The 22,401-nt window shown below is 60.2% G+C and carries 22 protein-coding genes; 12 read left to right on the forward strand and 10 right to left on the reverse strand.

Annotated elements, in window-relative coordinates:
- Positions 1–11 precede the first annotated feature (11 nt).
- Genes ACR3FB_RS00420 through ACR3FB_RS00430 form a run of 3 tightly spaced genes read right to left on the reverse strand, consistent with a single transcriptional unit; the run spans position 12 to position 1,638 of the window.
- On the reverse strand, positions 12–416 hold the full coding sequence (locus ACR3FB_RS00420; protein WP_170643639.1) for a hypothetical protein: 405 nt from the start codon (positions 414–416) through the stop codon (positions 12–14).
- 45 nt (positions 417–461) lie between these two features.
- Complete coding sequence (locus tag ACR3FB_RS00425; protein WP_170473205.1) at positions 462–1,112, reverse strand: ChrR family anti-sigma-E factor; 651 nt, start codon at positions 1,110–1,112, stop codon at positions 462–464.
- A 10-nt stretch (positions 1,113–1,122) separates the two neighbouring features.
- Positions 1,123–1,638 carry a sigma-70 family RNA polymerase sigma factor gene (locus ACR3FB_RS00430; RefSeq protein ID WP_425084919.1) on the reverse strand — a complete coding sequence of 172 codons (516 nt, stop codon included), beginning with the start codon at positions 1,636–1,638 and terminating at the stop codon, positions 1,123–1,125.
- A 291-nt stretch (positions 1,639–1,929) separates the two neighbouring features.
- Here ACR3FB_RS00430 and ACR3FB_RS00435 point away from each other — a divergent pair, with 291 nt between their 5' ends.
- From ACR3FB_RS00435 to ACR3FB_RS00450, 4 genes are all read left to right on the forward strand, one after another.
- Complete coding sequence (locus tag ACR3FB_RS00435) at positions 1,930–2,700, forward strand: DUF1365 domain-containing protein (RefSeq protein ID WP_480563273.1); 771 nt, start codon at positions 1,930–1,932, stop codon at positions 2,698–2,700.
- An 87-nt stretch (positions 2,701–2,787) separates the two neighbouring features.
- Entirely contained in the window at positions 2,788–3,105 is a 318-nt protein-coding gene (locus ACR3FB_RS00440; RefSeq protein ID WP_480563274.1) for a DUF3775 domain-containing protein, read from the forward strand.
- 139 nt (positions 3,106–3,244) lie between these two features.
- Positions 3,245–3,472 carry a DUF1127 domain-containing protein gene (locus ACR3FB_RS00445; protein WP_480563276.1) on the forward strand — a complete coding sequence of 76 codons (228 nt, stop codon included), beginning with the start codon at positions 3,245–3,247 and terminating at the stop codon, positions 3,470–3,472.
- Between the two features lie 56 nt (positions 3,473–3,528).
- On the forward strand, positions 3,529–3,732 hold the full coding sequence (locus tag ACR3FB_RS00450; protein ID WP_170473219.1) for a DUF1127 domain-containing protein: 204 nt from the start codon (positions 3,529–3,531) through the stop codon (positions 3,730–3,732).
- 103 nt (positions 3,733–3,835) lie between these two features.
- Here ACR3FB_RS00450 and ACR3FB_RS00455 read toward each other — a convergent pair whose 3' ends face one another.
- The 4 genes from ACR3FB_RS00455 to ACR3FB_RS00470 are packed head-to-tail and all read right to left on the reverse strand — an operon-like array spanning position 3,836 to position 7,327.
- A complete protein-coding gene (locus ACR3FB_RS00455) occupies positions 3,836–4,978 on the reverse strand; it encodes a saccharopine dehydrogenase family protein (RefSeq protein ID WP_480563277.1) in 1,143 nt (380 codons plus the stop codon).
- 3 nt (positions 4,979–4,981) lie between these two features.
- The gene (locus ACR3FB_RS00460) at positions 4,982–6,037 is read right to left on the reverse strand and encodes a saccharopine dehydrogenase (RefSeq protein WP_480563279.1); all 1,056 of its coding nucleotides are present in this window, start codon (positions 6,035–6,037) and stop codon (positions 4,982–4,984) included.
- Positions 6,038–6,051: 14 nt separating this feature from the next.
- Entirely contained in the window at positions 6,052–6,666 is a 615-nt protein-coding gene (locus ACR3FB_RS00465; protein ID WP_480563281.1) for a glutathione S-transferase family protein, read from the reverse strand.
- A 10-nt stretch (positions 6,667–6,676) separates the two neighbouring features.
- A complete protein-coding gene (locus tag ACR3FB_RS00470; RefSeq protein ID WP_170482228.1) occupies positions 6,677–7,327 on the reverse strand; it encodes a histidine phosphatase family protein in 651 nt (216 codons plus the stop codon).
- Between the two features lie 135 nt (positions 7,328–7,462).
- On the opposite strand from ACR3FB_RS00470, the gene ACR3FB_RS00475 reads away from it, so the two are divergent.
- From ACR3FB_RS00475 to ACR3FB_RS00505, 7 genes are all read left to right on the forward strand, one after another.
- The gene (locus tag ACR3FB_RS00475; RefSeq protein WP_480563284.1) at positions 7,463–8,656 is read left to right on the forward strand and encodes a Zn-dependent hydrolase; all 1,194 of its coding nucleotides are present in this window, start codon (positions 7,463–7,465) and stop codon (positions 8,654–8,656) included.
- Positions 8,657–8,936: 280 nt separating this feature from the next.
- A complete protein-coding gene (gene gcvT / locus ACR3FB_RS00480) occupies positions 8,937–10,034 on the forward strand; it encodes a glycine cleavage system aminomethyltransferase GcvT (protein ID WP_480563286.1) in 1,098 nt (365 codons plus the stop codon).
- A gap of 18 nt (positions 10,035–10,052) precedes the next feature.
- Positions 10,053–10,418, forward strand: a complete 366-nt coding sequence (gcvH, locus tag ACR3FB_RS00485) for a glycine cleavage system protein GcvH (protein ID WP_170381008.1) — start codon at positions 10,053–10,055, stop codon at positions 10,416–10,418.
- A gap of 115 nt (positions 10,419–10,533) precedes the next feature.
- A complete protein-coding gene (gene gcvP, locus ACR3FB_RS00490; protein ID WP_480563288.1) occupies positions 10,534–13,389 on the forward strand; it encodes an aminomethyl-transferring glycine dehydrogenase in 2,856 nt (951 codons plus the stop codon).
- Between the two features lie 190 nt (positions 13,390–13,579).
- The gene (locus tag ACR3FB_RS00495) at positions 13,580–14,734 is read left to right on the forward strand and encodes a phosphoserine transaminase (protein ID WP_480563290.1); all 1,155 of its coding nucleotides are present in this window, start codon (positions 13,580–13,582) and stop codon (positions 14,732–14,734) included.
- A 57-nt stretch (positions 14,735–14,791) separates the two neighbouring features.
- Positions 14,792–16,387 carry a phosphoglycerate dehydrogenase gene (gene serA, locus ACR3FB_RS00500; protein WP_480563292.1) on the forward strand — a complete coding sequence of 532 codons (1,596 nt, stop codon included), beginning with the start codon at positions 14,792–14,794 and terminating at the stop codon, positions 16,385–16,387.
- A 121-nt stretch (positions 16,388–16,508) separates the two neighbouring features.
- Positions 16,509–17,234: a metallophosphoesterase family protein gene (locus ACR3FB_RS00505; protein WP_480563294.1), complete on the forward strand. Its 726-nt coding sequence runs from the start codon at positions 16,509–16,511 to the stop codon at positions 17,232–17,234.
- Here the strand turns inward: ACR3FB_RS00505 and ACR3FB_RS00510 are convergent.
- The gene (locus ACR3FB_RS00510) at positions 17,221–18,738 is read right to left on the reverse strand and encodes a malonate--CoA ligase (RefSeq protein ID WP_480563297.1); all 1,518 of its coding nucleotides are present in this window, start codon (positions 18,736–18,738) and stop codon (positions 17,221–17,223) included. The two genes, ACR3FB_RS00505 and ACR3FB_RS00510, sit on opposite strands and share 14 nt — an antisense overlap.
- A 144-nt stretch (positions 18,739–18,882) precedes the next feature.
- Between ACR3FB_RS00510 and serB the strand changes: the two genes are divergently transcribed.
- On the forward strand, positions 18,883–19,758 hold the full coding sequence (gene serB / locus ACR3FB_RS00515; protein ID WP_425083761.1) for a phosphoserine phosphatase SerB: 876 nt from the start codon (positions 18,883–18,885) through the stop codon (positions 19,756–19,758).
- Here serB and ACR3FB_RS00520 read toward each other — a convergent pair.
- Together ACR3FB_RS00520 and ACR3FB_RS00525 are read right to left on the reverse strand one after the other, a co-directional pair.
- The gene (locus ACR3FB_RS00520; protein WP_480563300.1) at positions 19,755–22,001 is read right to left on the reverse strand and encodes a caspase family protein; all 2,247 of its coding nucleotides are present in this window, start codon (positions 21,999–22,001) and stop codon (positions 19,755–19,757) included. The genes serB and ACR3FB_RS00520 overlap by 4 nt on opposite strands.
- Before the next feature lie 74 nt (positions 22,002–22,075).
- Positions 22,076–22,372: a hypothetical protein gene (locus ACR3FB_RS00525; RefSeq protein ID WP_480563302.1), complete on the reverse strand. Its 297-nt coding sequence runs from the start codon at positions 22,370–22,372 to the stop codon at positions 22,076–22,078.
- Positions 22,373–22,401 lie beyond the last annotated feature (29 nt).

Below are 22,401 nucleotides of genomic sequence, written 5' to 3' on the forward strand. Positions count from 1 at the left end.
CAAGTAGCAACTTACTGGATCGACAGGTCCAGATTGTAGCCCACGGTTTTGCCCGTATCCCGGTCATTTCCCATCAGATAGACACGGATCGTATAGTCTCCGTCTTCGGGCAGATCGATCCGGGCGGTGTTGCCGTCGATCGAACCGTTATAAATCGCGACGCCATCGCTGCCGGGGGGCAGGATGTTGAAATAGACCACACCATTGCCATTGGTGTCGCTGACCTTGAGGTCGGCAAACATCTCTTGCCCGGCTTTCGCGCCGAGCGAGTAGTCAAAATACTCATCTCCGGTCACGGTACCGTTGACCATTGTGCCAAAGTTGCCTGGCTCGAACTTCACGTCAGCCTTCATCTGAGCAGACGCAATCGTGGCAAAGCACGCAAAGCCAAGGGCAATCAAATATGTTCGGTTCATGAAATATCTCCTGTCAGAGGCAGTTCTGATCCGAACTATACACGATCAGATCCGCAGGAAGGGCTGGAAAAGGCGCGGCATCAGTTTGCTAAACTTCAGCGGTGCGTCCGTGACGGCCAGACAGATGCAATCCTCGGTGATGTCCGCCGTCGGCGTGTGATGCAGATCTTCATCTGCAATCTCGACATCGCCGCGGGCAAAGCGATCAACCTCATCCGAAAAGGCACCCTGAAGAACCATCGTCAATTCAGTACCGTTGTGGCTGTGATCCGGGACGGCGACACCTGCAGGGATGAACAGCAAGCGGGCGGTGGCCTCTTTGCTGGTCGGCAGGATCGCTTGTTTCACACCCATGCCAATCGGTTTCCACTGAATGTCATCAACTGTCCCACCGACGTAGTCTTGCAGGGGGGTCGGCAGGATGGCGCAGCCCGGACGTGCGGGCTTGGGGGTCGGTGCGCCTTGCGAGATCAGGGCCATCGTTGCGGCAAGGGATGTGTCGCTCATGCTGACTGCATCGGGTTGTGCATCCAGAACATGTCCGCCCACGGCCTCGTAGCTTTCGGCGCGCGCACGGCAGTGGTCGCACAGCGACAGATGGGTTGCGACCATCAGGTCGAACGCCTCGGGCAGAGAGCCGGCGGCATAGGCCATCAGCAGCTCATCTGTCAGGTGATGTTTAATCGACTGGCTCATCTTGCTCATCTCAGTTCATCGCATGGCGCAAGCGGTCCAGCGCCAACCTAATACGTGATTTGATCGTTCCCAGGGGCAACCCGGTCTGAGACGCAATCTCTCGGTGACTCAGATCACCGAAATACGCCTTCTCGATCAGCTCTCTCTGCGCCTCGGGCAACGCCAGCATGGCGGTGCGCAGCTGCGCGGTTTCCTGTTGTAGCGCAAGGACATCGTCCTGGTCCGGCTCAGCCTCGGGGCCCCATCCCAGTTCCTCGGGTTCAGGGCGGCGTTGCTTGCGCAGGACGTCAATGCGCTTGTTCCGAGCGATGGTGAACACCCAAGTGGCCACCGTGGCCCGCGAGGGATCGAACAGATGGGCCTTGTGCCACAAGGTTGCCATCACCTCTTGCGCGCACTCTTCGGCCAGCGCAGCGTCTGATCCTGACTTCATCAGGAACGCCTTGATACGCGGCGCGAAATGCTGGAACAGCTCGGCAAAAGCCGCCTGGTCCTGCGCGTCTCGGATGCGCCTGACATGTTCCACCCACTCGGTCCTGGTGTCGCAACTGCCGTTCGTTCCGTTCACCTGTCTACCCTTGATGCGTTTCTTTGCGCGCCAAGGCTGAGGGGCGGCCTGTTCAGCCGCAGGTTCGTCCAAGGTCACGGTATTGATCTCGGTAAACATAACCGGATTACGCGGGGGGCACCAAGGCGGATCACTTTCATGCGACAAAAAAAGTCCAAACCGGGGTGGATTCCGTATTTCAAATGACGTCTCTTTTCTGAAAAGGGCGCAAGTCGAACAATTTACAGGCAAAGCAGGACGCGCGGCGGAATGAAAAACATCGACCACATAGCAGGTTACACCTATCACGGTCGCAAAGGGGCGATTGAAAACGCCTTTCGCTATTCGGTCGATTACATCCTGCTGGACCCTGAGGCCGATCTGTCCACGCCGCTGCTTTTTTCGGTCGACCGCGTGAACATCACCAATTGGCGCTGCTCAGATCACGGTGGTGAACCGGGGCAAGGGATCGGTGCACCATGGCTGCGCGCCCGGTTAGAGGAACTCGAGGTGCCCCAGCCGGCGCAGATCATGTTGCTGACGCAGCCGAGGGTTCTGGGCCATGTTTTCAACCCGGTCAGTTTCTGGTTCTGTTTTGATCAGGATGGGCAGCTTTACGCCGTGGTCGCTGAGGTCACCAACACTTACGGGACGCGCCACAGCTATGTCTGCCACAAGCCGGGTTTTGCGGTCATCGACCCCTCGGACCGGGTGGTGGCGGACAAGCTGATGCATGTGTCGCCTTTCCAGATGATTGAGGGGAATTACACGTTCCGCTTCGACTATCGTCCCGACCGTGTTGGGGTGTGGATCGACTATAGGCGGGAAGGAGGCGGGCTGATCGCCACGCTGACAGGTCCGCGCCAGCCGCTGACCAACGGCTCTATTCTGTGGTCTTTGCTGCGCCGTCCGTTTGGTGCGCGGCGCACCTTTGCGCTGATCGTATGGCAGGCAATCAAGCTGTGGATCAAAAAAGCCCGGTTTCGTCCATTCCGCACCGCGCCTGTTCCGGATCAGCCGGTGTCGCGGGTTCGGCGATAGTTGCCCCTCTGTTTGCGTAAGATCAAAGACTCGGGGTGCGTGTCGGGGTCTGATGTGTCGAAACCGCGAACAAGAGGAGCTGAAGGCATGTTGGATATTTCGGCAAGGAAAGTGGCTCAGGTTGCCATGATGGGGCGTGAGCTGGGACGGGCCGAAGGTGAGTTGCGCGCCTTTGTCGACCGGATGAGCGAGGATGAGCAGGCCGAGCTGGTCGCCATCATGTGGATCGGGCGCGAAAGCTTTTTCGCCGAGGATCTTGCCGAGGCCGTTGCCACCGCCAAATCCGAGGCCTCAACCCCCTGCGCCGACTATCTGATCGGCACACCGCATCTGTCGGACCATCTTGAGAACGGGTTGGATGCGTTGGGCATATCGGCTGAGGATATCGAGAACGATCTGATGTAGCCGAAGGTTCCGGATAGCGCGCGCCATCGCGCTCCATCTTCCTAAAGAAACTTTAATGGAACGCTGCTTTTTGGTTAACGCAGCGTTCCTTTATTTGATGTCAGTACTGCACTGAAAATCAAATTTAGGAGGAAAAGAAATGGCATATACACATACTGCAGAAGCCCGGACTGGCCTCTTTGGCGGTTTGTTCTCGAACTACGCGGACGCAAAGGTCGAGTTTTTTCGGAGACGCATTTTCTCGAACACGGTGCGCAATCTGGAAAGACTTTCGGATCACCAACTCGCGGATATCGGGATTGATCGGAGCGAGATCAAACAGCGCGCCTATGAGAGCGTTTTCAACGGTGCCCCGCTTCGACATTGAAACAGGGTCCGCGACCGTTCGCAAACGCTGTTTTCTTAATGAGTGAGGTAACGAATATGTTTGATGTCATCCCGCCCGTATATCAGCCAACGCCGTCTGCTACGGCTCTGCTGTTGTTTGATCGCGCCATGCGTATCAAGGCCATAAGTCCTGAAATTGTGCGTGCCGCGCAGTATCTGGATGGCTTGAGCGACAATCAGTTGGCCGAGTTGGGCATAAACCGCAGCGATATCGAGGACACGATCAATCGATATATCTGACGCTTAGGCGTCGTAAGGAAAGCCAGGCTTAGAAATGGAAATAATACGATATTGAAGGCCATTCCAGACAAACTGGGATGGCCTTTTTCTTTCTACCGGCTGGTTAACCCAAGTGATCCACGATTTGCAGATGCTGCGCGAGCGTGTCGATTTCACCCATCCAGCCTTGCACCAGTTTCGGATCGCTGGGTGCTGCGTGAACGCCAGCAGGGATGGCGCGGTTCAGGACAGCCTCAACCGCCAGTGAGACCGGGATCGACACCAGACGCGCCATCGCGGTGCCGCGTTCATCGCCCCAGGCATCCATGACGTAGGTTTTGTTCCACACCTCAACGCCATCTTTCTCGGCTTTCAGGCCAACGCAAAGCACAACGCGGTCGGGCTCGCCTTCGTCATAGGCGTTCTCGGTCCAGAACTGGTCCGACATCTCTTTCATCCGCGCGTCACCTTCGGGGCCTGAGAGGGTTTCGATTTCGGTGAACACGTCGGCCCAGGCATCGGTCCAGCCGTTCAGGCGCAGGGTGCCGCGGACGAATTCTTTGACCGGCCAGTGGTCCTCGAATTGATATTCGGCCATGAAGGGCAGTGAGTCGCGGTTGGGATAGACCTCAAAGCTTTCCGGAGTAGGCAGCGGCGCGATATAGCTGCTGATCGCGTCCCATGGGCGGGCGACGTCCAGCGGGGCGTAGTCGCGGATCGATTTTGATGGTGAGCGAAGCGCTTTTAGTACGCCCAGCGGCGACCAGCTGAACTTGTAGCGGAACGGGTTGGGGTTCTTGGGGATGCCGCCGCAATACGAGATGAAGCTCAGGTGGTTTTGCGCATCGAACGCGTCCGAGGCGCGGTAGTCGGCCACCAAAGCATGCGCCATCAGGTGGTCGATGCCCGGGTCCAGACCAACCTCATTGACCAAAGCCACACCAGCCTCACGCGCTTTGTCGTCCAGCGCGCGCATTTCAGGCGCGATATAGGACGACGAGACGAAGTTCGCTTCCTTGGAGATCGCCAGTTCCGCCAGCGGCACGTGCCAGTCGCCCGGCAGCATCGAGACGATCACGTCGCCTTTCTCCAGCACCGCGCCCAGAGCGTCGATGTCGAAGGCGCGGATGTCGCCGGTCAGGTCACCGACCTCGGCTTTGGCCTTGTCGATGGTTCGGTTCCAGACGGTAACCTTGTGCTCGCCTTCGATCAGGCGGCGCAGGCCGGGGATGGCCGACAGGCCGGTGCCACACCAGTGAATCGTCATCGCTCAGATCCCTTCGATATGAGTTTTGTAGGTTTCTTCTGCCCGACCCCAGACTCCGCTGTCCAGATCGGTGAGCGTCAGCAGAGACGGCAGCAGTTGCGCTGCGTAGTCTTGCGAGCTTTCGACCGGCAGCATCGAGGGCAGGTTGTCGATGGCCATCACATCCATCACCGGGTCGGTCGCGACGCGCAGGGCGGGGGCCTCCCACGTGGTGGCGCGGTCATAGACTGGGACCGGGTTATAGTCGCTGTCCGGGTCACAGGCCACGTCGCCAATTGCAGTCAGCTTACGCGGGGCGGTCAGCGCCTCGCGCGGGACAAAGACCGGCGTGACGGGGCGCGCGAAAATGCAGTTCAGGAACAGGTCATGATCCAGGATTTCCGGGAATGGGCCTCCGCTGGCGGTCTCGGCCATGTCCCATTTGGTGACGCTGACACCCATCGCTTCGCACATATCTGCGGCACCGGTGCCAACACGGCCCAACGCGCCAATGACGATGGCGCGGGGGCGGTCAGCGCCGGTGGCGTCCAACTCGGCCAGCAATTCGGCGTTGAGCGCATCTTTGTTGGCATAGACGCCAACGGGCGGGCATTCCTGTCCGCGTTGCTGTGCGGCCCATGTTTTCAGCGTGACCGCGGCGCCGGCATAGCCAGCCCAATAGCCAAAGGCGGCGACGCGGCGGCCGTCTTCGTCGACCAGATATTCCAGATCATAGAGCGTGCCGCCGCCCGCCTTGAACCGCTCTAGCAGTGCCCGACCGGAATGTTGGCCCTTGTAGGCATGGCCAAACATGATGTGGCGATGAGGCAGGGGGGTGCCGTCCTCGGGCAGCTCTTTCAGGCCGAAGATGATCGCGTCCTGCGGGGCCTCGGGCCAGCTGTTTTCAGCTGCGATCTCGCAGCCCGCGTCTTTGTAGCCGTCCAGCGGGATAGCGCGGACAGAGCTTTCCTCGACCGTCACACGGATGCCTGCCGCGATCAGTGCGGCGGCGCCTTCGGGGGTCAGCCCGACCCGATCCTCGTTCGGGCGCTGTTCTGCCCGGACCCAGAGATGTGTCATCGTATTTCCTTTTGTCAGAGCATTCCAGCGGCATGGACCGCCTGAACCGAAGGGCGTGCCTCCATCGCCTCGCGGAATGCGAGGATTTTGGGGAAGGCCGAGACGTCTACGCCGTCGCCTTCCAGCCAACTGCACACCACATAGAGGTAGGCATCGGCGAGCGAGAAGGCCTCACCCAGAACAAACGGCCCGCGCAGCCCGTTGGACGAGATGTATTTGCAGGATGCGGTCATGGTCTGCGCGACCTTGTCCTTCATGTCTTTCCAGCTGGATTTCTTGTCGGCCCAGCGGTGCCCGCGCATCTTGTGGGCGTGGTTCACATGCATGGTCGAGGCGAGGTAGTACATCACCTCGCGCATCCGCGCGGCCATGACCGGGTCTTCGGGGACCAACCCGGCCTGCGGGGCGACGGTTGCGATATAGTCCAGCAACGCGCCGGTCTCGGTCAGGATACCGCCATCCACCGCCAGCGCCGGGACCCGGCCCTTGGGGTTGATCTGCTTGTAGGCGGGCTTGGTCTGTTCGCCATCGGCAAAGTCCAACCGGATCGCCTCATAATCCAGACCGGCCTCTTCCAGCGCGATGGCAACGGCAACTGAAATGGTGCGGGGCGCGTAGTAAAGCTGCATCGGGACCTCCTTACAGATGGGTCTGGGCGAATTGCCGGTCTGGCGCTTCCAGATGCGGGGTCGCGTTGAACAGAACCGGGCTGAGCTGCGCTCCAATCGGGTGGAGGCGGTGCATCGAAGTGTTCATGATGGCAAGCGCCACCCGCGCCATCGACGGGATATCCAGACCCATTGCCTGCCGCACCACCATCGAGATCAGCCCACCCGACGTGACAACAATGGCCGGCCCACCCTCGGTTCCGATCTCATGCAGGGCGTCGCTGACGCGGGTTTCAAACTGTTCGAAACTTTCGGGCGCATCCTGGATGTCGCCATCGGCCCACGCAGCGAAAGTGCGGGGCAGGTGATCAACAAACCCTTCGCGATCAGTCGGGATCGCCACGCCGTGCTGTTCGTGAAACAGCTGCGCCAGGGTGAAATACTCGATCTCGTTCAGGCGTGCATCGCGAACCGGCTCAGGCAGCCCCATGCTCGAGGCCGTTTCGACATGCCGGGTCAGTGTGCCGCAATAAACCCGCGGATAATGTGCCCGCGTATCGCGCAGATGCGCGCCCAGCCAGCGCGCCTGCTGGTGGCCCAGATCGCTGAGCTTGTCATAGTTAACCTCGTCCCGTGCTGCCGTGTTGGCCTGACCGTGACGAACCAGTGTGATATGTGACATGGCGGTCCCTCTTGCTGGCAAGTCTTAGGGCAGGTTCCGGGCCGGGGCCAGAGGGGTTTGGCAAAAATCGAAGGGTGATTGCAGGTTGCCATCCGGGCGCTATGGTTGGTCGCGCAAGACGTTTGGGGGGAGTTCATGGCAATCAACGAAAACCGCTTTTTGACCGATCTGCACAAGCTACGCGAATTCGGAGCTTCGGGCGTGGGCAAAGGCGTCATCCGCCCGGCTTATTCCGAGGCCGACATTGCCGCCCGGACATGGCTTGCAAGCCGGATGGCCGATGCGGGCCTGACCCCGCAATTTGATCCGGTCGGGAACCTGTTTGGTTTGGCCGAAGGGCCGTCCTTGCTGATGGGGTCACATAGCGACAGCCAGCCCGAGGGCGGCTGGCTCGACGGTGCTTTGGGCGTAATCGCTGCGCTTGAGATTGCGCGCAGTAGCGATCAGCCTGTCTCGGTCGTCAGCTTTCAGGATGAAGAGGGACGGTTTGGTGTCACCACAGGCTCAGCCATCTGGTCGGGCGGTCTGCCTTTGGATCAGGCGGACAAGCTGACCGACCATGCGGGCTTACCCTTTGCCACGGCTCGGGGTGCGATGGGCGATCTGGCCGAGGGCTTTGTCGATCCTACCCGTTTCACAGGCTTCATCGAGATGCATATCGAGCAAGGCCCGACGCTTGATACCCAGAAAGAGCAACTCGGAGTTGTAACCGACATCGTCGGCATTCGCGATATGGTGGTTCAGTTCGACGGTCAGCAGAACCACGCCGGAACCACGCCGATGCATCTGCGTCGCGACGCGTTTCAGGCTCTGTCTGCGTTCAACACCCGTCTGAACGACCGGTTCCGAAACGTGGTTACGCCGCAAACCGTCTGGACCATTGGGCATGTGGATTTGCACCCCAACGCCTCGTCCATAGTACCGGGCCGGGTGCGGTTTTCGATGCAATGGCGTGATGGAGATACCGACCGTCTGGCAAGGATGGAGGATATCATTCGCGCCACAGCCGCCGAGATCGCCGCAGAGGTGGACATGGGCCTGAGCTATGGCCCGATGCTAGGACTGGAGCCGGTGGCCATGGACTCCTCGCTGCTCGCAGCGTTGGAGCATGGGGCCGAACAGGTCGCGCCCGGCAAATGGCGCAGGATGCCCTCGGGGGCGCTTCATGACGCCACCAACGTCTCGCGCCTGATGCCGGTTGCCATGCTGTTTGTGCCGTCTATCAACGGAATCAGTCACGATTTCGCCGAGGATACCGCCGAAAGTGACCTGATCGCCGGGCTTCATGTGCTGGATCACGCCGTTCAATGGCTGCAGCCAAAACCGTAGCGAATCCGCAAATTCTCAATTTTAAGCATGACCATAGCCGCAAACTGAGTTGAACACGCGGCTTCACAAACGTGCCAGTTGCGAGCACTGGGAAGATCGCCTGTTGCCTAACGGAAAAAAGTTTCCTATAGGAACATTACCGATGCATGCGCTCGTATACATGCCCGCTCTGGCTGCGGTTCTGGGCCGAAACACCAAGGCTGAATCGTTGCATTAGATCCAGCTTGGGGCAAACTTACGAGTATGCGTTCCGACCACTCGATACGAAAAGGTATCTGCCATGACCGACGCACCGAAGCGCACTCCTCTTTACGATTTGCACGTCGAGCTTGGCGGCAAGATGGTTGATTTTGCGGGCTGGGAGATGCCTGTTCAGTATCCGTTGGGGATCATGGGGGAGCATAAACAGTGCCGTGAGAAGGCGGCGGTGTTTGATGTGAGCCATATGGGGCAGGTGATCCTGCGCGGTGAGAATGTGGGCGAGAAGCTTGAGGCGCTTTGCCCGCAGGCCTATGCGACGCTGAAGGAAGGCAAGGCGCGGTACGGGTTCTTCACGAATGAAGACGGCGGGATCATGGATGACCTGATCGTGTCGAATGCGGGGGATCACTACTTTGTGGTGGTGAACGCGGCGCTGCGGCATCAGGACATCCCGCATATGCGCGAACGCCTCGAGGGCGTCGAGGTAACCGAGATATTCGACCGCGCGCTGGTGGCGGTGCAAGGCCCCGCAGCGGAGAACGTTGTGGGTGAGCTTTGCCCGGCCGCCCGCGATCTGAAGTTCATGGAAACCACCGTGGCGGATATCAACGGCGTTGAATGCCGTATCTCGCGCCTGGGCTATACCGGTGAGGACGGCTACGAGATCTCGATCCCCGAGGACAAGGCCATCGAGATCACCCGCGCCTTCCTTGCGCATGAGGATTGTGAAGCGGCCGGTCTGGGCGCGCGCGACAGCCTGCGGCTGGAGGCGGGGCTGTGCCTCTATGGCAATGACATCGACCAGAGCACCTCGCCCATCGAAGCCTCGCTGAGCTGGGCGATCCAGAAGCGCCGCAAGGAAGAGGGCGGGTTCCCGGGGGCCGAGCGCATCCAGAGAGAACTGGCCGAGGGCGCATCCCGCAAGCTGGTGGGCATCAAGCCCGAGGGCCGCGCGCCTGCGCGTCAGGGCGTTGAGATCCAGTGCACGGAAGGCAACACCATTGGCCAGATCACCTCGGGCGGGTTTGGCCCGACGGTCGGTGGCCCCGTTGCGATGGGCTATGTGTCCGCAGGCCATGGTGAGCCGGGCGAGACGGTCAATCTGATCATTCGGGGCAAGCCGCAACCGGCCGAGATCGTGGCGCTGCCCTTCGTCACCCAGAATTACAAGCGTTGAAGTCAGGAGAGAGACAAGATGGCAACCTATTATTCCGAAGAGCACGAGTGGATTGACGTGAACGGCGACACAGCCACTCTGGGCATCACCAAACATGCCGCCGAGCAGCTGGGCGATGTGGTCTTCGTGGAACAGCAGGAAGTGGGTGACGAGTTCGAGAAAGACGGCGAGATCGGTGTGATTGAATCCGTCAAAGCGGCCTCGGAACTCTATGCCCCGGTTGATGGCGAGATCGTCGAGGTCAACGAGGCGCTGGCCGACAATCCTGGCGCGCTGAACGAAGACCCCGAAGGTGAGGCATGGATCTACAAGATCAAGATCACCGACGCGTCGCAGCTGGAAGATCTGATGGATGAGGCCGGCTACAAGGACTTCATCGGCTGATCCAGACCGGAGCCCTGCACAGGGCTCCGCCCGTTCGGGCCGGACCGGCTCGTGATGATGTATCGGGGGCCTGCGTGGTCTCCGCCCGACCTGACTTATTCATAGGAGCGCTGCAATGGCTTTCAAACTGACTGACTACGAAGCCTATGACTTTGCCAATCGCCGCCACATTGGTCCCAGTCCGACCGAGATGCGCGACATGCTCAAGGTGATCGGCTTCAAGACGCTGGACCAACTGATCGACGCCACCGTCCCGCCGGCGATCCGCCAGAAAGAGCCGCTGGACTGGGGTCCGGCGATGACCGAGCGCGATGCGCTGTTCTACATGAAAGAGGTGGCGAGCAAGAACAAGGTTCTGACCTCGCTGATCGGTCAGGGCTATTACGGCACCACCACGCCCGCGCCGATCCTGCGCAACATTCTGGAAAACCCGGCCTGGTACACCGCCTACACGCCTTATCAGCCCGAGATCAGCCAGGGCCGTCTTGAGGCGCTGTTGAACTTCCAGACCATGGTCAGCGACCTGACCGGGCTGGACGTGGCCAACGCCTCGCTGCTCGACGAAGCCACAGCGGCGGCCGAAGCCATGGCGATGGCCAAGCGCGGTGGCCGGTCCAAGGCCAACAACGCGGCCTTCTTTGTTGACAAGAACTGCCACCCGCAAACCATCGCGGTGATCAAAACCCGCGCTGAGCCTCTGGGCATCGACGTGCAAGTCGCCGATCCGGACACGCTGGATGCAGGTGCTGTCTTTGGCGCGATCTTCCAATACCCCGGCACCCACGGCCATGTGCGCGACTTCACCAAGGAAATCGCAGCGCTGCATGAGCACAAAGCCATCGCCATCGTCGCTGCCGACATCCTGTCGCTGGCCCTGCTGAAGTCACCGGGTGAGATGGGCGCGGATATTGCCATCGGCTCGACCCAGCGCTTTGGCGTGCCGATGGGCTATGGCGGCCCGCACGCCGCTTACATGGCGACCACCGACAAGCTGAAGCGGTCCATGCCGGGCCGGATCATCGGCGTCAGCATCGACAGCCGCGGCAACAAAGCGTATCGCCTCGCCCTGCAAACCCGCGAGCAACATATTCGCCGCGAGAAAGCGAACTCGAACGTCTGTACTGCGCAGGCGCTGCTGGCCGTCATTGCCTCGATGTATGCGGTCTATCACGGCCCCGATGGTATCAAGGCCATCGCGCAATCGGTACACCGCAAGACCTCGCGCCTGGCCGCCGGCCTGGAAGAGGCGGGCTTCTCGGTCGAACCCGAGGTGTTCTTCGACACCATCACCGTTGAGGTCGGCCACCTGCAGAAGACCGTCATGGAGGCCGCCGTGGCCCGGGGCGTCAACCTGCGCAAGATCGGCGACACCAAGGTTGGCATCAGCCTGGACGAACAGACTCGGCCCGAGACCATCGAAGCCGTCTGGGGGGCCTTTGGCATCGACAAGACAGACGACAGCTCGAACAAGCAGTACCGCCTGCCGGACTACGCGCTGCGCGAGACGCCCTATCTGACCCACGAGATATTCCACAAGAACCGGGCCGAGGCCGAGATGACCCGCTATATGCGCCGTCTGGCCGACCGCGACCTGGCGCTGGACCGGGCGATGATCCCGCTGGGCTCGTGCACCATGAAGCTGAACGCCACGATCGAGATGATCCCGGTCACCTGGCCCGAGTTCGGCAATCTGCACCCGTTCTGCCCCGAAGATCAGGCGCAGGGCTATCATGAGATGATTGCCGATCTGAACGACAAGCTGTGCCAGATCACCGGCTATGACGCGATCTCCCAGCAGCCCAACTCGGGCGCGCAGGGCGAGTACGCGGGCCTGCTGACCATCCGCAACTATCACTTCGCCCGCGGCGAAGGGCACCGCAATGTCTGCCTGATCCCAACCTCGGCGCACGGGACCAACCCGGCCTCGGCGCAGATGGTGGGCTGGCAGGTTGTCCCGGTGCAGGCGGATGAGAATGGCAACATTGATCTGAACGACTTCCGCGCCAAGGCGGAGAAGCACTCGGATCATCTGGCCGGTTGCATGATCACCTACCCCTCGACCCATGGCGTGTTCGAGACCACCGTGCAGGAGGTCTGCCAGATCACCCATGATCACGGCGGTCAGGTCTATATCGACGGCGCCAACATGAACGCCATGGTGGGTCTGTCGCGTCCCGGTGACATTGGCGGCGACGTCAGCCACCTGAACCTGCACAAGACCTTCTGCATCCCCCATGGCGGCGGCGGCCCCGGCATGGGTCCGATCGGCGTCAAGGCGCATCTGGAGGAACACCTGCCCGGCCACCCGGAATACGGCACTGCCGTGGGTCCGGTCTCGGCGGCACCCTTCGGCTCTCCGTCCATTCTGCCGGTCAGCTGGGCCTATGTGCTGCTGATGGGTGGCGCGGGTCTGACCCAGGCGACCAAAGTGGCGATCCTGAACGCCAACTACATCGCGGCGCGTCTGCAGGATGCCTATCCGATCCTCTATACTTCCGAGACCGGGCGTGTGGCGCATGAATGCATCCTCGACACGCGTCCGCTGGACGAGGCGGCGCATGTGACCGTGGATGACGTCGCCAAACGTCTGGTCGACAGCGGCTTCCACGCCCCGACCATGTCCTGGCCGGTGGCGGGCACCCTGATGGTGGAGCCCACCGAGTCCGAACCAAAGGACGAGCTGGACCGCTTCTGCGACGCCATGCTCTCGATCCGGGCCGAGGCGCAGGACATCATCGACGGCAAGATCGACGCGGAAAACAACCCGCTGAAAAACGCCCCCCACACGGTGCGCGATCTGGTCGGCGATTGGGACCGCCCCTACACCCGCGAACAGGCCTGCTTCCCTCCGGGCTCCATGGGCGTCGACAAATACTGGTCCCCCGTCAACCGCGTCGACAACGCATACGGAGACCGAAACCTCGTCTGCACATGCCCACCAATGGAAGCTTACGAAGAAGCCGCAGAGTAAAACTACAAACCCCGCCGAAAGGCGGGGTTTTCGCTTATCGGAAACCTCTGTTCTCATTTGCGCTCATCTTTGGGGTCGTTTTTTGCGGTGAAAGCGTCTTTTTCGCTTGCTGCGTCTGCGAAGGCCTCATAGCTCTGTCCGTGGGACACCCCTCCCCAACGAGGGGCGTGTATCTGGAAGGGTAATACAGATGAGCACTGAACAACCGGCGACGCGGCCGGCGAATCCGCGTTTTTCCTCGGGCCCCTGCGCCAAGCCCCCCACATTTGATCTGTCCAAACTGGCCGATGCCGCGCTGGGTCGTTCGCACCGTGCGGCCGTGGGCAAGGACAAGCTGAAAGCGGCCATCGAAGGCACTCGCGAAGTGCTGGGCATTCCGGCGGATTACAAGATCGGCATCGTGCCAGCCTCGGACACCGGCGCGGTTGAGATGGCGCTGTGGTCTCTGCTGGGCGAACGCAAGGTTGAGATGCTGGCCTGGGAAAGCTTTGGCGCGGGCTGGGTGACTGACGTGGTCAAGCAGCTGAAGATCGACGCCAAGGTGAAGACCGCAGATTACGGTCAGATCGTTGATCTTGCTTCGGTCGATTTCTCCAATGACGTGGTGTTTACGTGGAACGGTACGACTTCGGGCGTGCGGGTGCCCGACGGCGACTGGATCGCCGATGACCGTCAGGGCCTGACGATTTGTGATGCGACCTCGGCGGCCTTTGCGATGGACCTGCCCTGGGACAAGCTGGATGTGACCACCTTCAGCTGGCAGAAAGTGCTGGGTGGAGAAGCTGCACACGGGATGCTGATCCTGAGCCCACGCGCGGTTGAGCGGTTGGAAAGCTATACCCCCGCATGGCCGCTGCCGAAGATTTTCCGCCTGACCAAGGGTGGCAAGCTGATCGACGGTATCTTTAATGGGGCCACGATCAACACTCCTTCGATGCTGGCGGTCGAGGATTATTTGTTCGCGCTGGATTGGGCTCGCTCGGTTGGTGGGTTGCAGGGGCTGATCGCTCGTGCCGATGCCAATTCCAGTGCGGTGCACGCGTTCTGTGAGCAGAATGACTGGATCGCCAATCTGGCCGAGGATGCGGCGACGCAATCGAACACCTCGGTCTGCCTGAAATTCACGGATGGGCGCATTCAGGACGGTGCAGCATTCGCGAAAGCCGTAGCCAAACGGCTTGAAACAGAGAATATCGCCTTGGACATCGGTGCCTATCGTGACGCGCCTGCAGGCCTGCGCATCTGGTGCGGTAGTACGGTTGAGACTTCGGATATCGAAGCTATGCTGCCATGGCTGGCATGGGCCTTCGAGGCCGAGATCGCAGCGCAGTCCGAGGCTGCCTGACTTTTCACCGGGCCGTCCAAGGCCCGGACCTTCCATACAATTCAAGGACCAGAGAAAATGGCCCCCAAAGTACTCGTATCTGACAAGCTCAGCGAAACCGCCGTGCAGATTTTCCGCGATCGCGGCATCGACGTGGATTTCATGCCCGATCTGGGTAAGGACAAAGACAAACTGGCCGAGGTAATCGGTCAGTATGATGGCCTTGCCATTCGTTCGGCCACCAAGGTCACACCGACCATTCTGGAGAAGGCCGACAAACTGAAAGTGATCGGTCGTGCCGGGATCGGGACCGACAATATCGACAAAGATGCGGCGTCGAAGAAGGGTGTGATCGTGATGAACACGCCCTTCGGCAACATGATCACCACCGCTGAGCACGCAATTGCGATGATGTTCGCAGTGGCGCGGCAGATCCCCGAGGCCAGCACCTCGACCCATGCGGGTAAGTGGGAAAAGTCCAAGTTCATGGGCATCGAGCTGACCAACAAGACCCTTGGCGTGATCGGGGCGGGCAATATCGGCGGTATCGTTTGCGAACGCGCGCTTGGCCTGAAGATGAAGGTTGTGGCCTATGACCCCTATCTGGGTGAAGAGAAAGCCGCGCAGATGGGTGTTGAAAAGGTCGAGCTGGACGAGCTGCTGGCCCGCGCTGACTTTATCACTCTGCATGTTCCGCTGACCGATCAGACCCGCAATATCCTGAGCCGAGAAAACCTTGCGAAGACCAAGAAGGGCGTGCGGATCATCAACTGTGCCCGTGGCGGTTTGGTCGACGAAGACGCGTTGGCCGAAGCGCTACAGTCGGGTCATGTCGCAGGCGCAGCGTTTGACGTGTTCAGCGAAGAGCCGGCGAAAGAGAATGCCCTTTTCAACCTGCCCAATGTGGTCTGCACGCCTCACCTTGGCGCGGCAACGACCGAGGCGCAGGAGAACGTGGCGCTGCAAGTAGCCGAGCAGATCTCGAACTACTTGCTGACCGGTGCGGTGGAAAACGCGCTAAACATGCCCAGCGTGACGGCGGAAGAGGCCAAGGTCATGGGGCCGTGGATCAAGCTGGCCGGTCATCTGGGCAGTTTCATCGGCCAGATGACCGATGAGCCGGTTCAAGCGATCAACATCCTCTACGATGGTGTGGCGGCTGACATGAACCTGGCCGCTCTGAATTGCGCCGTCGTTGCGGGGATCATGAAGAAGTTCAATCCCGAGGTGAACATGGTCTCGGCGCCCGTTGTGGCCAAAGAGCGTGGTATCAAGATCTCGACCACCAATCAGGACAAGTCCGGTGCGTTTGAGGGCTATATCAAGGTCACTGTGGTGACCACCAAGCGCGAACGCTCGATCGGTGGCACAGTGTTCAGCGACGGCAAGCCGCGCTTCATCCAGATCAAAGGCATCAATATCGACGCCGAGATCGGGGCGCATATGCTATATACCACCAACGAGGATGTGCCGGGCATCATCGGTGCGCTGGGTCAGACCATGGGCGAGAACGACGTTAACATCGCGAACTTTACCCTTGGCCGGTCGGAGGCGGGTGGCGAGGCCATCGCGCTGCTTTATGTGGACGAACCTGTCCCGGCCGAGGCGCGCGCAAAGCTGGCGGAAACGGGCTTGTTCACGCAGATTAAACCGCTGGAGTTCGACGTCGCCTGATTGGCACCCTTTTTCATTTCAAACAATTTGACACCCGCGCCAAGGACCGGCGCGGGTGTTCCTGATTGCACTATCAACGCTCTCGCCGCTAAACTGCCGTGACAGCAGACGAGACCTTTTCATGACCAAACCGATCTACGCCATTGGCGACCTGCACGGGCAGAGCGCCGAGTTCGACCGACTCCTTTCTCTGATCGACCGCGACGGCGGGCCAGAGGCTCAGGTGGTGTTTCTGGGCGACTATACCGACCGGGGGCCGGATAGCCGGGGCGTTCTGGGCCGCTTGATCGCAGGACGCGTAGCGGGGCGGGACTGGATCACTTTGCTGGGAAATCACGACCGGATGTTTGCGTGGTTTCTTGAGGATTTCCCCCGCCATGATCCGCATCTTCTGGTCGGTTACCACTGGCTGCATGAGCGTTTGGGTGGGACCGAAACACTTGCCAGCTACGGGGTCGTATTCGAGGAACAAACCCGACTTGAGGATCTGCACGCCATGGCGTTGCAGGCCGTTCCCGAGGATCATCGTGCGTTCCTGCAGGGGCTGGTCTTGATGCACCAGACACCCGACCTGGCATTTGTTCATGCCGGCATCCGCCCCGGTATTGCGTTGGATCAGCAGGATGAAAACGATCTGGTTTGGATTCGGCAGGAGTTTTTGAAACATACTGCGCCGCATCCCAAGCTGATCGTTCACGGCCATACTCCGGTCGACCGGGTGACGTATTGCGGGAATCGTGTGAATCTGGATACCGGCGCGGGGTATGGACGCCCGGCCAGTGCCGTTGTCTTCGAAGGCCGGACCTGCTGGGAGTTGACTGAAAAGGGCCGGGTCAGCCTTGTGTAAAGCTGTCTTTATAGGTCTCGCGCAGGGCGTTCTTTTGCACCTTGCCCATGGTGTTGCGGGGTAGCTCATCCAGCACGATCAGTTTGCGCGGATGTTTGAACCGGGCCAGCTGATCCTGAACAGTTGTTTGAATGGAATCCAGATCCAAGACTTGTCCGGGCTGAGGCACCAGAATGCCCAGCACCGTTTCGCCAAAATCCGGATGCGGCACACCGATGACCGCGCTTTCCAGAACGCCGGGTTGGTCATCCAGCAAAAGCTCGATTTCCTTGGGGTAGATGTTGTAGCCGCCCGAGATGATCAGGTCTTTGCCGCGGCCGACGATATGGACATAGCCATCCTCGTCAACCCGGCCCAAATCGCCAGTTATAAAGAACCCGTCCTCGCGCAGCTCGGCCGCGGTTTTTTCGGGCATTTGCCAATAGCCCTTGAAGACGTTCGGACCGCGCACCTCGATCATGCCGATCTCGCCGTGTGGCAGCAGCGCGCCGGTTTCAGAGTCCGTGACCTTCAACTCGACATCCGGCAGCGGGAACCCGACGGTCCCGGCGCGGCGTTCGCCGTCATAGGGGTTTGAGGTGTTCATATTGGTCTCGGTCATGCCATAGCGTTCGAGGATACGATGCCCGGTGCGGGCCTCGAACAACTCATGGGTTTCTGCGAGCAGCGGGGCCGAGCCTGAGATGAACAGCCGCATATGGCGCGTCAGATCTCCGGTAAACCGGTCATCGCCCAGCAGGCGAGTGTAGAAGGTTGGCACACCCATCATCGAGGTGGCCTCCGGCATCAGACGCAGGATGTCGTCCAGATCGAACTTGGGCAGAAAGATCATCGACCCGCTAGAGGCCAGCACCACGTTGGTCGCTACGAACAGCCCATGTGTGTGAAAGATCGGCAGCGCATGCAGCAGCACATCGTCCTTGGTGAAGCGCCATTCCTGCACCAGCGTTTCGGCATTGGACAGCAGGTTGGCCTGCGTCAGCATCGCACCTTTCGACCGCCCCGTGGTGCCCGAGGTATAAAGGAACGCGGCCAGATCATCCTCGGACCGACCGACAGGTTCATACGCAGGCAGCATTCCCAGCGCCCGGCGCATCAGGCTGCCACTGCCATCGGCGTTCAGAGTTGCAATATGGGCGTTCTGCGCTTGGGCAATCGGGGTCAGGCCAGCCTCGTTCGCGATATCGCAGACCACTAGCTTCGCGCCGCTGTTTTCGATGAAATACTGCAGCTCGGTGGTCGTATAGGCGGTGTTGAGCGGCAAGAAAATCAGCCCGGTCTGCGCGCATGCTGCGTAGAGGGCTAGCGCCTCGGGCGATTTTTCGACCTGAACGGCGACGCGGTCTCCGGGCTCAAGCTCCAGCCCCGTCAGCGCGTTGGCCAGCCGCGCGGCCATGTCGAGAAAGGCTGCATGGGTCAGAACTTGACCGTCGGGAAGAAGCAGGAACGGCGTGGCTTTCCCGGCGTGAATGCCAAACAGACGATCATAAAGCGGGTTGGCCATTCGGTGTTCCTTTCCGTGCGTCGCGGGCTGAATCTGGCGGGGAAAACCTGGACCGTAAAGCCCCGTTTGCCAGATATTTCCAACCAACTCTGGCGAAAATGCTGCACCTGCGATATGCGCTATTCAGATTGCCGGAGACCTGCCATGTACGTTGCCACCTTGCTCACAAATCCCACCGCACCCTCGCTTGAGGTCCCGATGGTGGACGCGCTGCGAAATGCGTGGGGCGGGGGCGAAGTCACGTGGCTCAACCCCGGTGAGGCGGCCGAGTTCACGCTGCCCGAGATGCCCGACAATCGCTGGGATGTCTGGGCCGATCTGCAAGAGATGAGCGTTGATCTGGTCGTTCAGGCGTCTGAAGGGCGGCGCAAGAAAATGCTTCTGGCGGATATGGACAGCACCATGATCCAGCAGGAATGCATTGATGAGCTGGCGGATGAGGCGGGCGTTGGTGAGCGCGTCAAGGACATCACCGCCCGCGCGATGAATGGTGAGTTGGACTTCGAAGGCGCGCTGATCGAACGGGTCGGCCTGTTGAAAGGGCTGGACGAGGCGGTCATTGACCATGTTCTGAACACGCGGATCACCCTCATGCCAGGCGGGCGTGAACTGGTGGCGACCATGCGCACGGCTGGCGGCTATGCGGCCTTGGTCTCGGGCGGGTTCACCGCGTTTACAGCCCGCGTTGCAGAGCAGTTGGGTTTTGACGAGAATCGGGCGAACACGCTGTTGACCGAGAATGGGCAGCTGACGGGCGATGTGCAGCGCCCGATCCTCGGGCGGCAGGCCAAGGTGGAGTCGCTGGAGCGGATCACCGCAACGCTTGGCTTGTCCGAGGGCGACGTGATCGCAGTGGGCGACGGAGCTAACGATCTGGGCATGTTGGGGCGGGCCGGAACCGGCGTTGCACTGCACGCGAAGCCCTCGGTTGCGGCTGAGTGCGACGTGCGGATCAATCACGGAGACCTGACGGCCCTGCTTTACATTCAGGGCTACAGCAAGGCTGATTTCAGCGTCTAAAACAAGTCAAAGCGCACCGGATTCTGCGCCCAGTACACCCGCGCGGCCAGCAACAGCCGGGCCTTCGGATCGCTGGCGGCGGCATAGGGAACCGGAACTCCGAACTTTGCGCTGATATTCTCCAGCGCAGTCAGAGTCGCCGGGCCGACTTTGCCATCGACGGTGACAGTTTCCCCAAGTTCGTTCAGCGCCAGTTGCAAAGCCCGATCCAAATCGCCGCGCGAGAGGCTGTCGAGTTGCGATTGAGCCTGCGCGGCAGGTTCCTCATTCGGCAGCAGGGCTGCTTTGGCCGCCCTGAGCGCGGCGTCAGCGGGACCTTTGCCCGGTACCTGACCGTCCAGAATGATATAAGCTCCGTTCGCACCGCCCCAGGCATCACCGCGTTCCAGCGATGTATCGTACCAGGCCAAAGCCTCAGTGCGAGGCCGGCCCTGTAGCTGGTCCCGCATGATCATGCGGGCGATACTGGCCGGAGCGGTTGGGTGCCCGCCTTGGGCTGCCGCCAGAAAGTAGGACTCCGCCTTATCGAAATCGACCGGATTGCCGCCAAGCCCGTTCAGCGAGACATAGGCCAGATTGTCGTACCCATAGATGTCCTGACGCAATTCGGACGCGCGCAAATATCGCAACCCACGTTCGGGGATATAGTGGTCCGAACTTTCAAGCAGGAAATACAGGCCCAGCTCATTCATTGAATAGGTATGGCCAAGCTCGACGGAGCGCTCCAACAGCTCGAAACCGCGCCTTTTCTCTTCGGTTGTTTCGCCGTTGCGTAGAAGCTGTTGACCCAGCCGGTGCATGGCATAGGGGTCTTGCTCGGCTGTGGCTTCCTCCAGCAGGGCGCGTGCTTTTTCCGGGTCAAAGGGGGTCTTGGTGACCGCGCGGTCGATGCGTTTTGTTTCAAGCAAGGTAGCCAGCGCGTATTTGGCGCGAATATGCCCGCCGTCGACAGCGGTCGTGAAACTCTCAAAGGCGCCTGGCACATTGCCTGCGGCTTGTTGCAAACGGCCCAGTTGATACTGGAACCGCGCGTTTTCCGGATAGTCCTCGACCGCTTGCGAACAGGCGGCCAGACCTTTGGTGATATCCAACTCATTCGGCAGGCGGAACACGCCAACGCCGTTGAGGTCCAGCGCGTCCCCCGCTTCGAGATCGCAGGCGTTCATCCCCAATTCCAGAGAGACCTCGACCGTCTGTCGCGTCTGATCAGCGGTTACGACCTCGACCGCAAAACTATCGGCAAAACCGGTTTTGGGCAGGTCGACGGCACGCGTGTCCGTGATCTCGGGCGTATAGGTCAGAGACGTCTCACTGGCACTGACAGCACCCCGATCAGGGGTTTCCGTCACCCGCACATCTACAATGTCTCGCCCCAGCGCTTGGCTCAGGCTTTGGGACAAAGGGACGGATTTGTCGAACTGATAGCTGAGCGAGAGGGATTGGGGGGCCCCATCCTGCAGCGCATCTGGTTCAACCTCGACCTGTTGTTGGGCCAGATAGAATGGGCGCACCAGTGTCGAGCTTTCCCAAGGGATCTGCTGCCCCGATGTTTTGGTGTGAACCCTCTCGCGAATGACCGGAAAGAGCTGTTGGATATTCTCAAACGGAGAGGATTGGGCGGTTTCCAGAACGGCCGCCGTATAGGGGCTGTTGTGGCCGATTTCGCCATCACTGGCCACCGCACCGGGCGAGGTGGAATAGGCCACCAGAGAATTCAACGGAGTCTTGAAAACATCGAACCCTTCGCGGGTCTCAAAAAGGTTGGCGTCCAGATCGGCCGCCAATCTGAGGTCTTGAAACGGGTTGTCCCTGCAAGAGTCCAAAATGGCCACATGGGCTGCGCTACGGGCGGACAGGGTGTCAATCACGCGATCCAGCGTCATCGTTGCCAGCGGCACATCATAGACGCTTTCAAACTTGGCATCCACGGGCAGCAAATAGTTTCGCCGCCCGATCTGAATGCCGTGACCCGCATAGTAGAACAGAACATCTGCAGAATCCGGGATGTTCAGAACTGCTGTGCGGATCAACTCTTCAAACTCGCGTTTGGTCAGGTCGTAGCCATCGAAGACTTGGAAGTCGAAGTCCCGCAGCATGTCCGCGATATCTTCGGCGTCCTTTCTGGCATTGGTCAGGTCGCCAACGCTCGTGTAGTCCTGATTGCCGATGACGATCGCAACCCTGCTATTCGCGCTGGTTGCCGACGGGGATTGCGCGCTGAGGCCGCTGGCGCAAATCGTCAAGATAGACGCAGCTGCTAGTAGATGCCGCCGACCTTTATCAAACCCAAGATTTAGCATCTGGTGTCTTTCCCGGCTCAACCGCCGCTCCAGCCACCGCCGCCACCGCCGCCGGCTCCTCCACCGCCGCCGCCACCGCCGCCGCCGTCGCTTTCACGATCATAGGCTTTTTTCGGGGTCGGTTCAGGTTCGCTTTCTGGGGCCGCTGCCGCAGTTGTGGTCGCAGGGGCAGGAGTTGTCGCTACCGCCGCCACAGGGGTTGGTTGAGGGGCGGTTGCAGCAGGGGTTACAGTCTCAGTCTGTGACCAAGGGGACGCACAGCCTGCAACAACAAGCGTGCAGGCGAAAAACAATGAAGTGGACGCGAAGCGCATCTCAAGCCTCCTAAAATAAAACAACTTAT

This window comes from Ruegeria sp. AO1 (assembly GCF_056535985.1).

Coding starts and splice junctions, on each gene's coding strand:
- ACR3FB_RS00420 (WP_170643639.1), bottom strand. CDS start 416: ATGAACCGAACATATTTGATTGCCCTTGGCTTTGCGTGCTTTGCCACG.
- ACR3FB_RS00425 (WP_170473205.1), bottom strand. CDS start 1,112: ATGAGCCAGTCGATTAAACATCACCTGACAGATGAGCTGCTGATGGCC.
- ACR3FB_RS00435 (WP_480563273.1), top strand. CDS start 1,930: ATGAAAAACATCGACCACATAGCAGGTTACACCTATCACGGTCGCAAA.
- ACR3FB_RS00440 (WP_480563274.1), top strand. CDS start 2,788: ATGTTGGATATTTCGGCAAGGAAAGTGGCTCAGGTTGCCATGATGGGG.
- ACR3FB_RS00445 (WP_480563276.1), top strand. CDS start 3,245: ATGGCATATACACATACTGCAGAAGCCCGGACTGGCCTCTTTGGCGGT.
- ACR3FB_RS00450 (WP_170473219.1), top strand. CDS start 3,529: ATGTTTGATGTCATCCCGCCCGTATATCAGCCAACGCCGTCTGCTACG.
- ACR3FB_RS00455 (WP_480563277.1), bottom strand. CDS start 4,978: ATGACGATTCACTGGTGTGGCACCGGCCTGTCGGCCATCCCCGGCCTG.
- ACR3FB_RS00460 (WP_480563279.1), bottom strand. CDS start 6,037: ATGACACATCTCTGGGTCCGGGCAGAACAGCGCCCGAACGAGGATCGG.
- ACR3FB_RS00465 (WP_480563281.1), bottom strand. CDS start 6,666: ATGCAGCTTTACTACGCGCCCCGCACCATTTCAGTTGCCGTTGCCATC.
- ACR3FB_RS00470 (WP_170482228.1), bottom strand. CDS start 7,327: ATGTCACATATCACACTGGTTCGTCACGGTCAGGCCAACACGGCAGCA.
- ACR3FB_RS00475 (WP_480563284.1), top strand. CDS start 7,463: ATGGCAATCAACGAAAACCGCTTTTTGACCGATCTGCACAAGCTACGC.
- gcvT (WP_480563286.1), top strand. CDS start 8,937: ATGACCGACGCACCGAAGCGCACTCCTCTTTACGATTTGCACGTCGAG.
- gcvH (WP_170381008.1), top strand. CDS start 10,053: ATGGCAACCTATTATTCCGAAGAGCACGAGTGGATTGACGTGAACGGC.
- gcvP (WP_480563288.1), top strand. CDS start 10,534: ATGGCTTTCAAACTGACTGACTACGAAGCCTATGACTTTGCCAATCGC.
- ACR3FB_RS00495 (WP_480563290.1), top strand. CDS start 13,580: ATGAGCACTGAACAACCGGCGACGCGGCCGGCGAATCCGCGTTTTTCC.
- serA (WP_480563292.1), top strand. CDS start 14,792: ATGGCCCCCAAAGTACTCGTATCTGACAAGCTCAGCGAAACCGCCGTG.
- ACR3FB_RS00505 (WP_480563294.1), top strand. CDS start 16,509: ATGACCAAACCGATCTACGCCATTGGCGACCTGCACGGGCAGAGCGCC.
- ACR3FB_RS00510 (WP_480563297.1), bottom strand. CDS start 18,738: ATGGCCAACCCGCTTTATGATCGTCTGTTTGGCATTCACGCCGGGAAA.
- serB (WP_425083761.1), top strand. CDS start 18,883: ATGTACGTTGCCACCTTGCTCACAAATCCCACCGCACCCTCGCTTGAG.
- ACR3FB_RS00525 (WP_480563302.1), bottom strand. CDS start 22,372: ATGCGCTTCGCGTCCACTTCATTGTTTTTCGCCTGCACGCTTGTTGTT.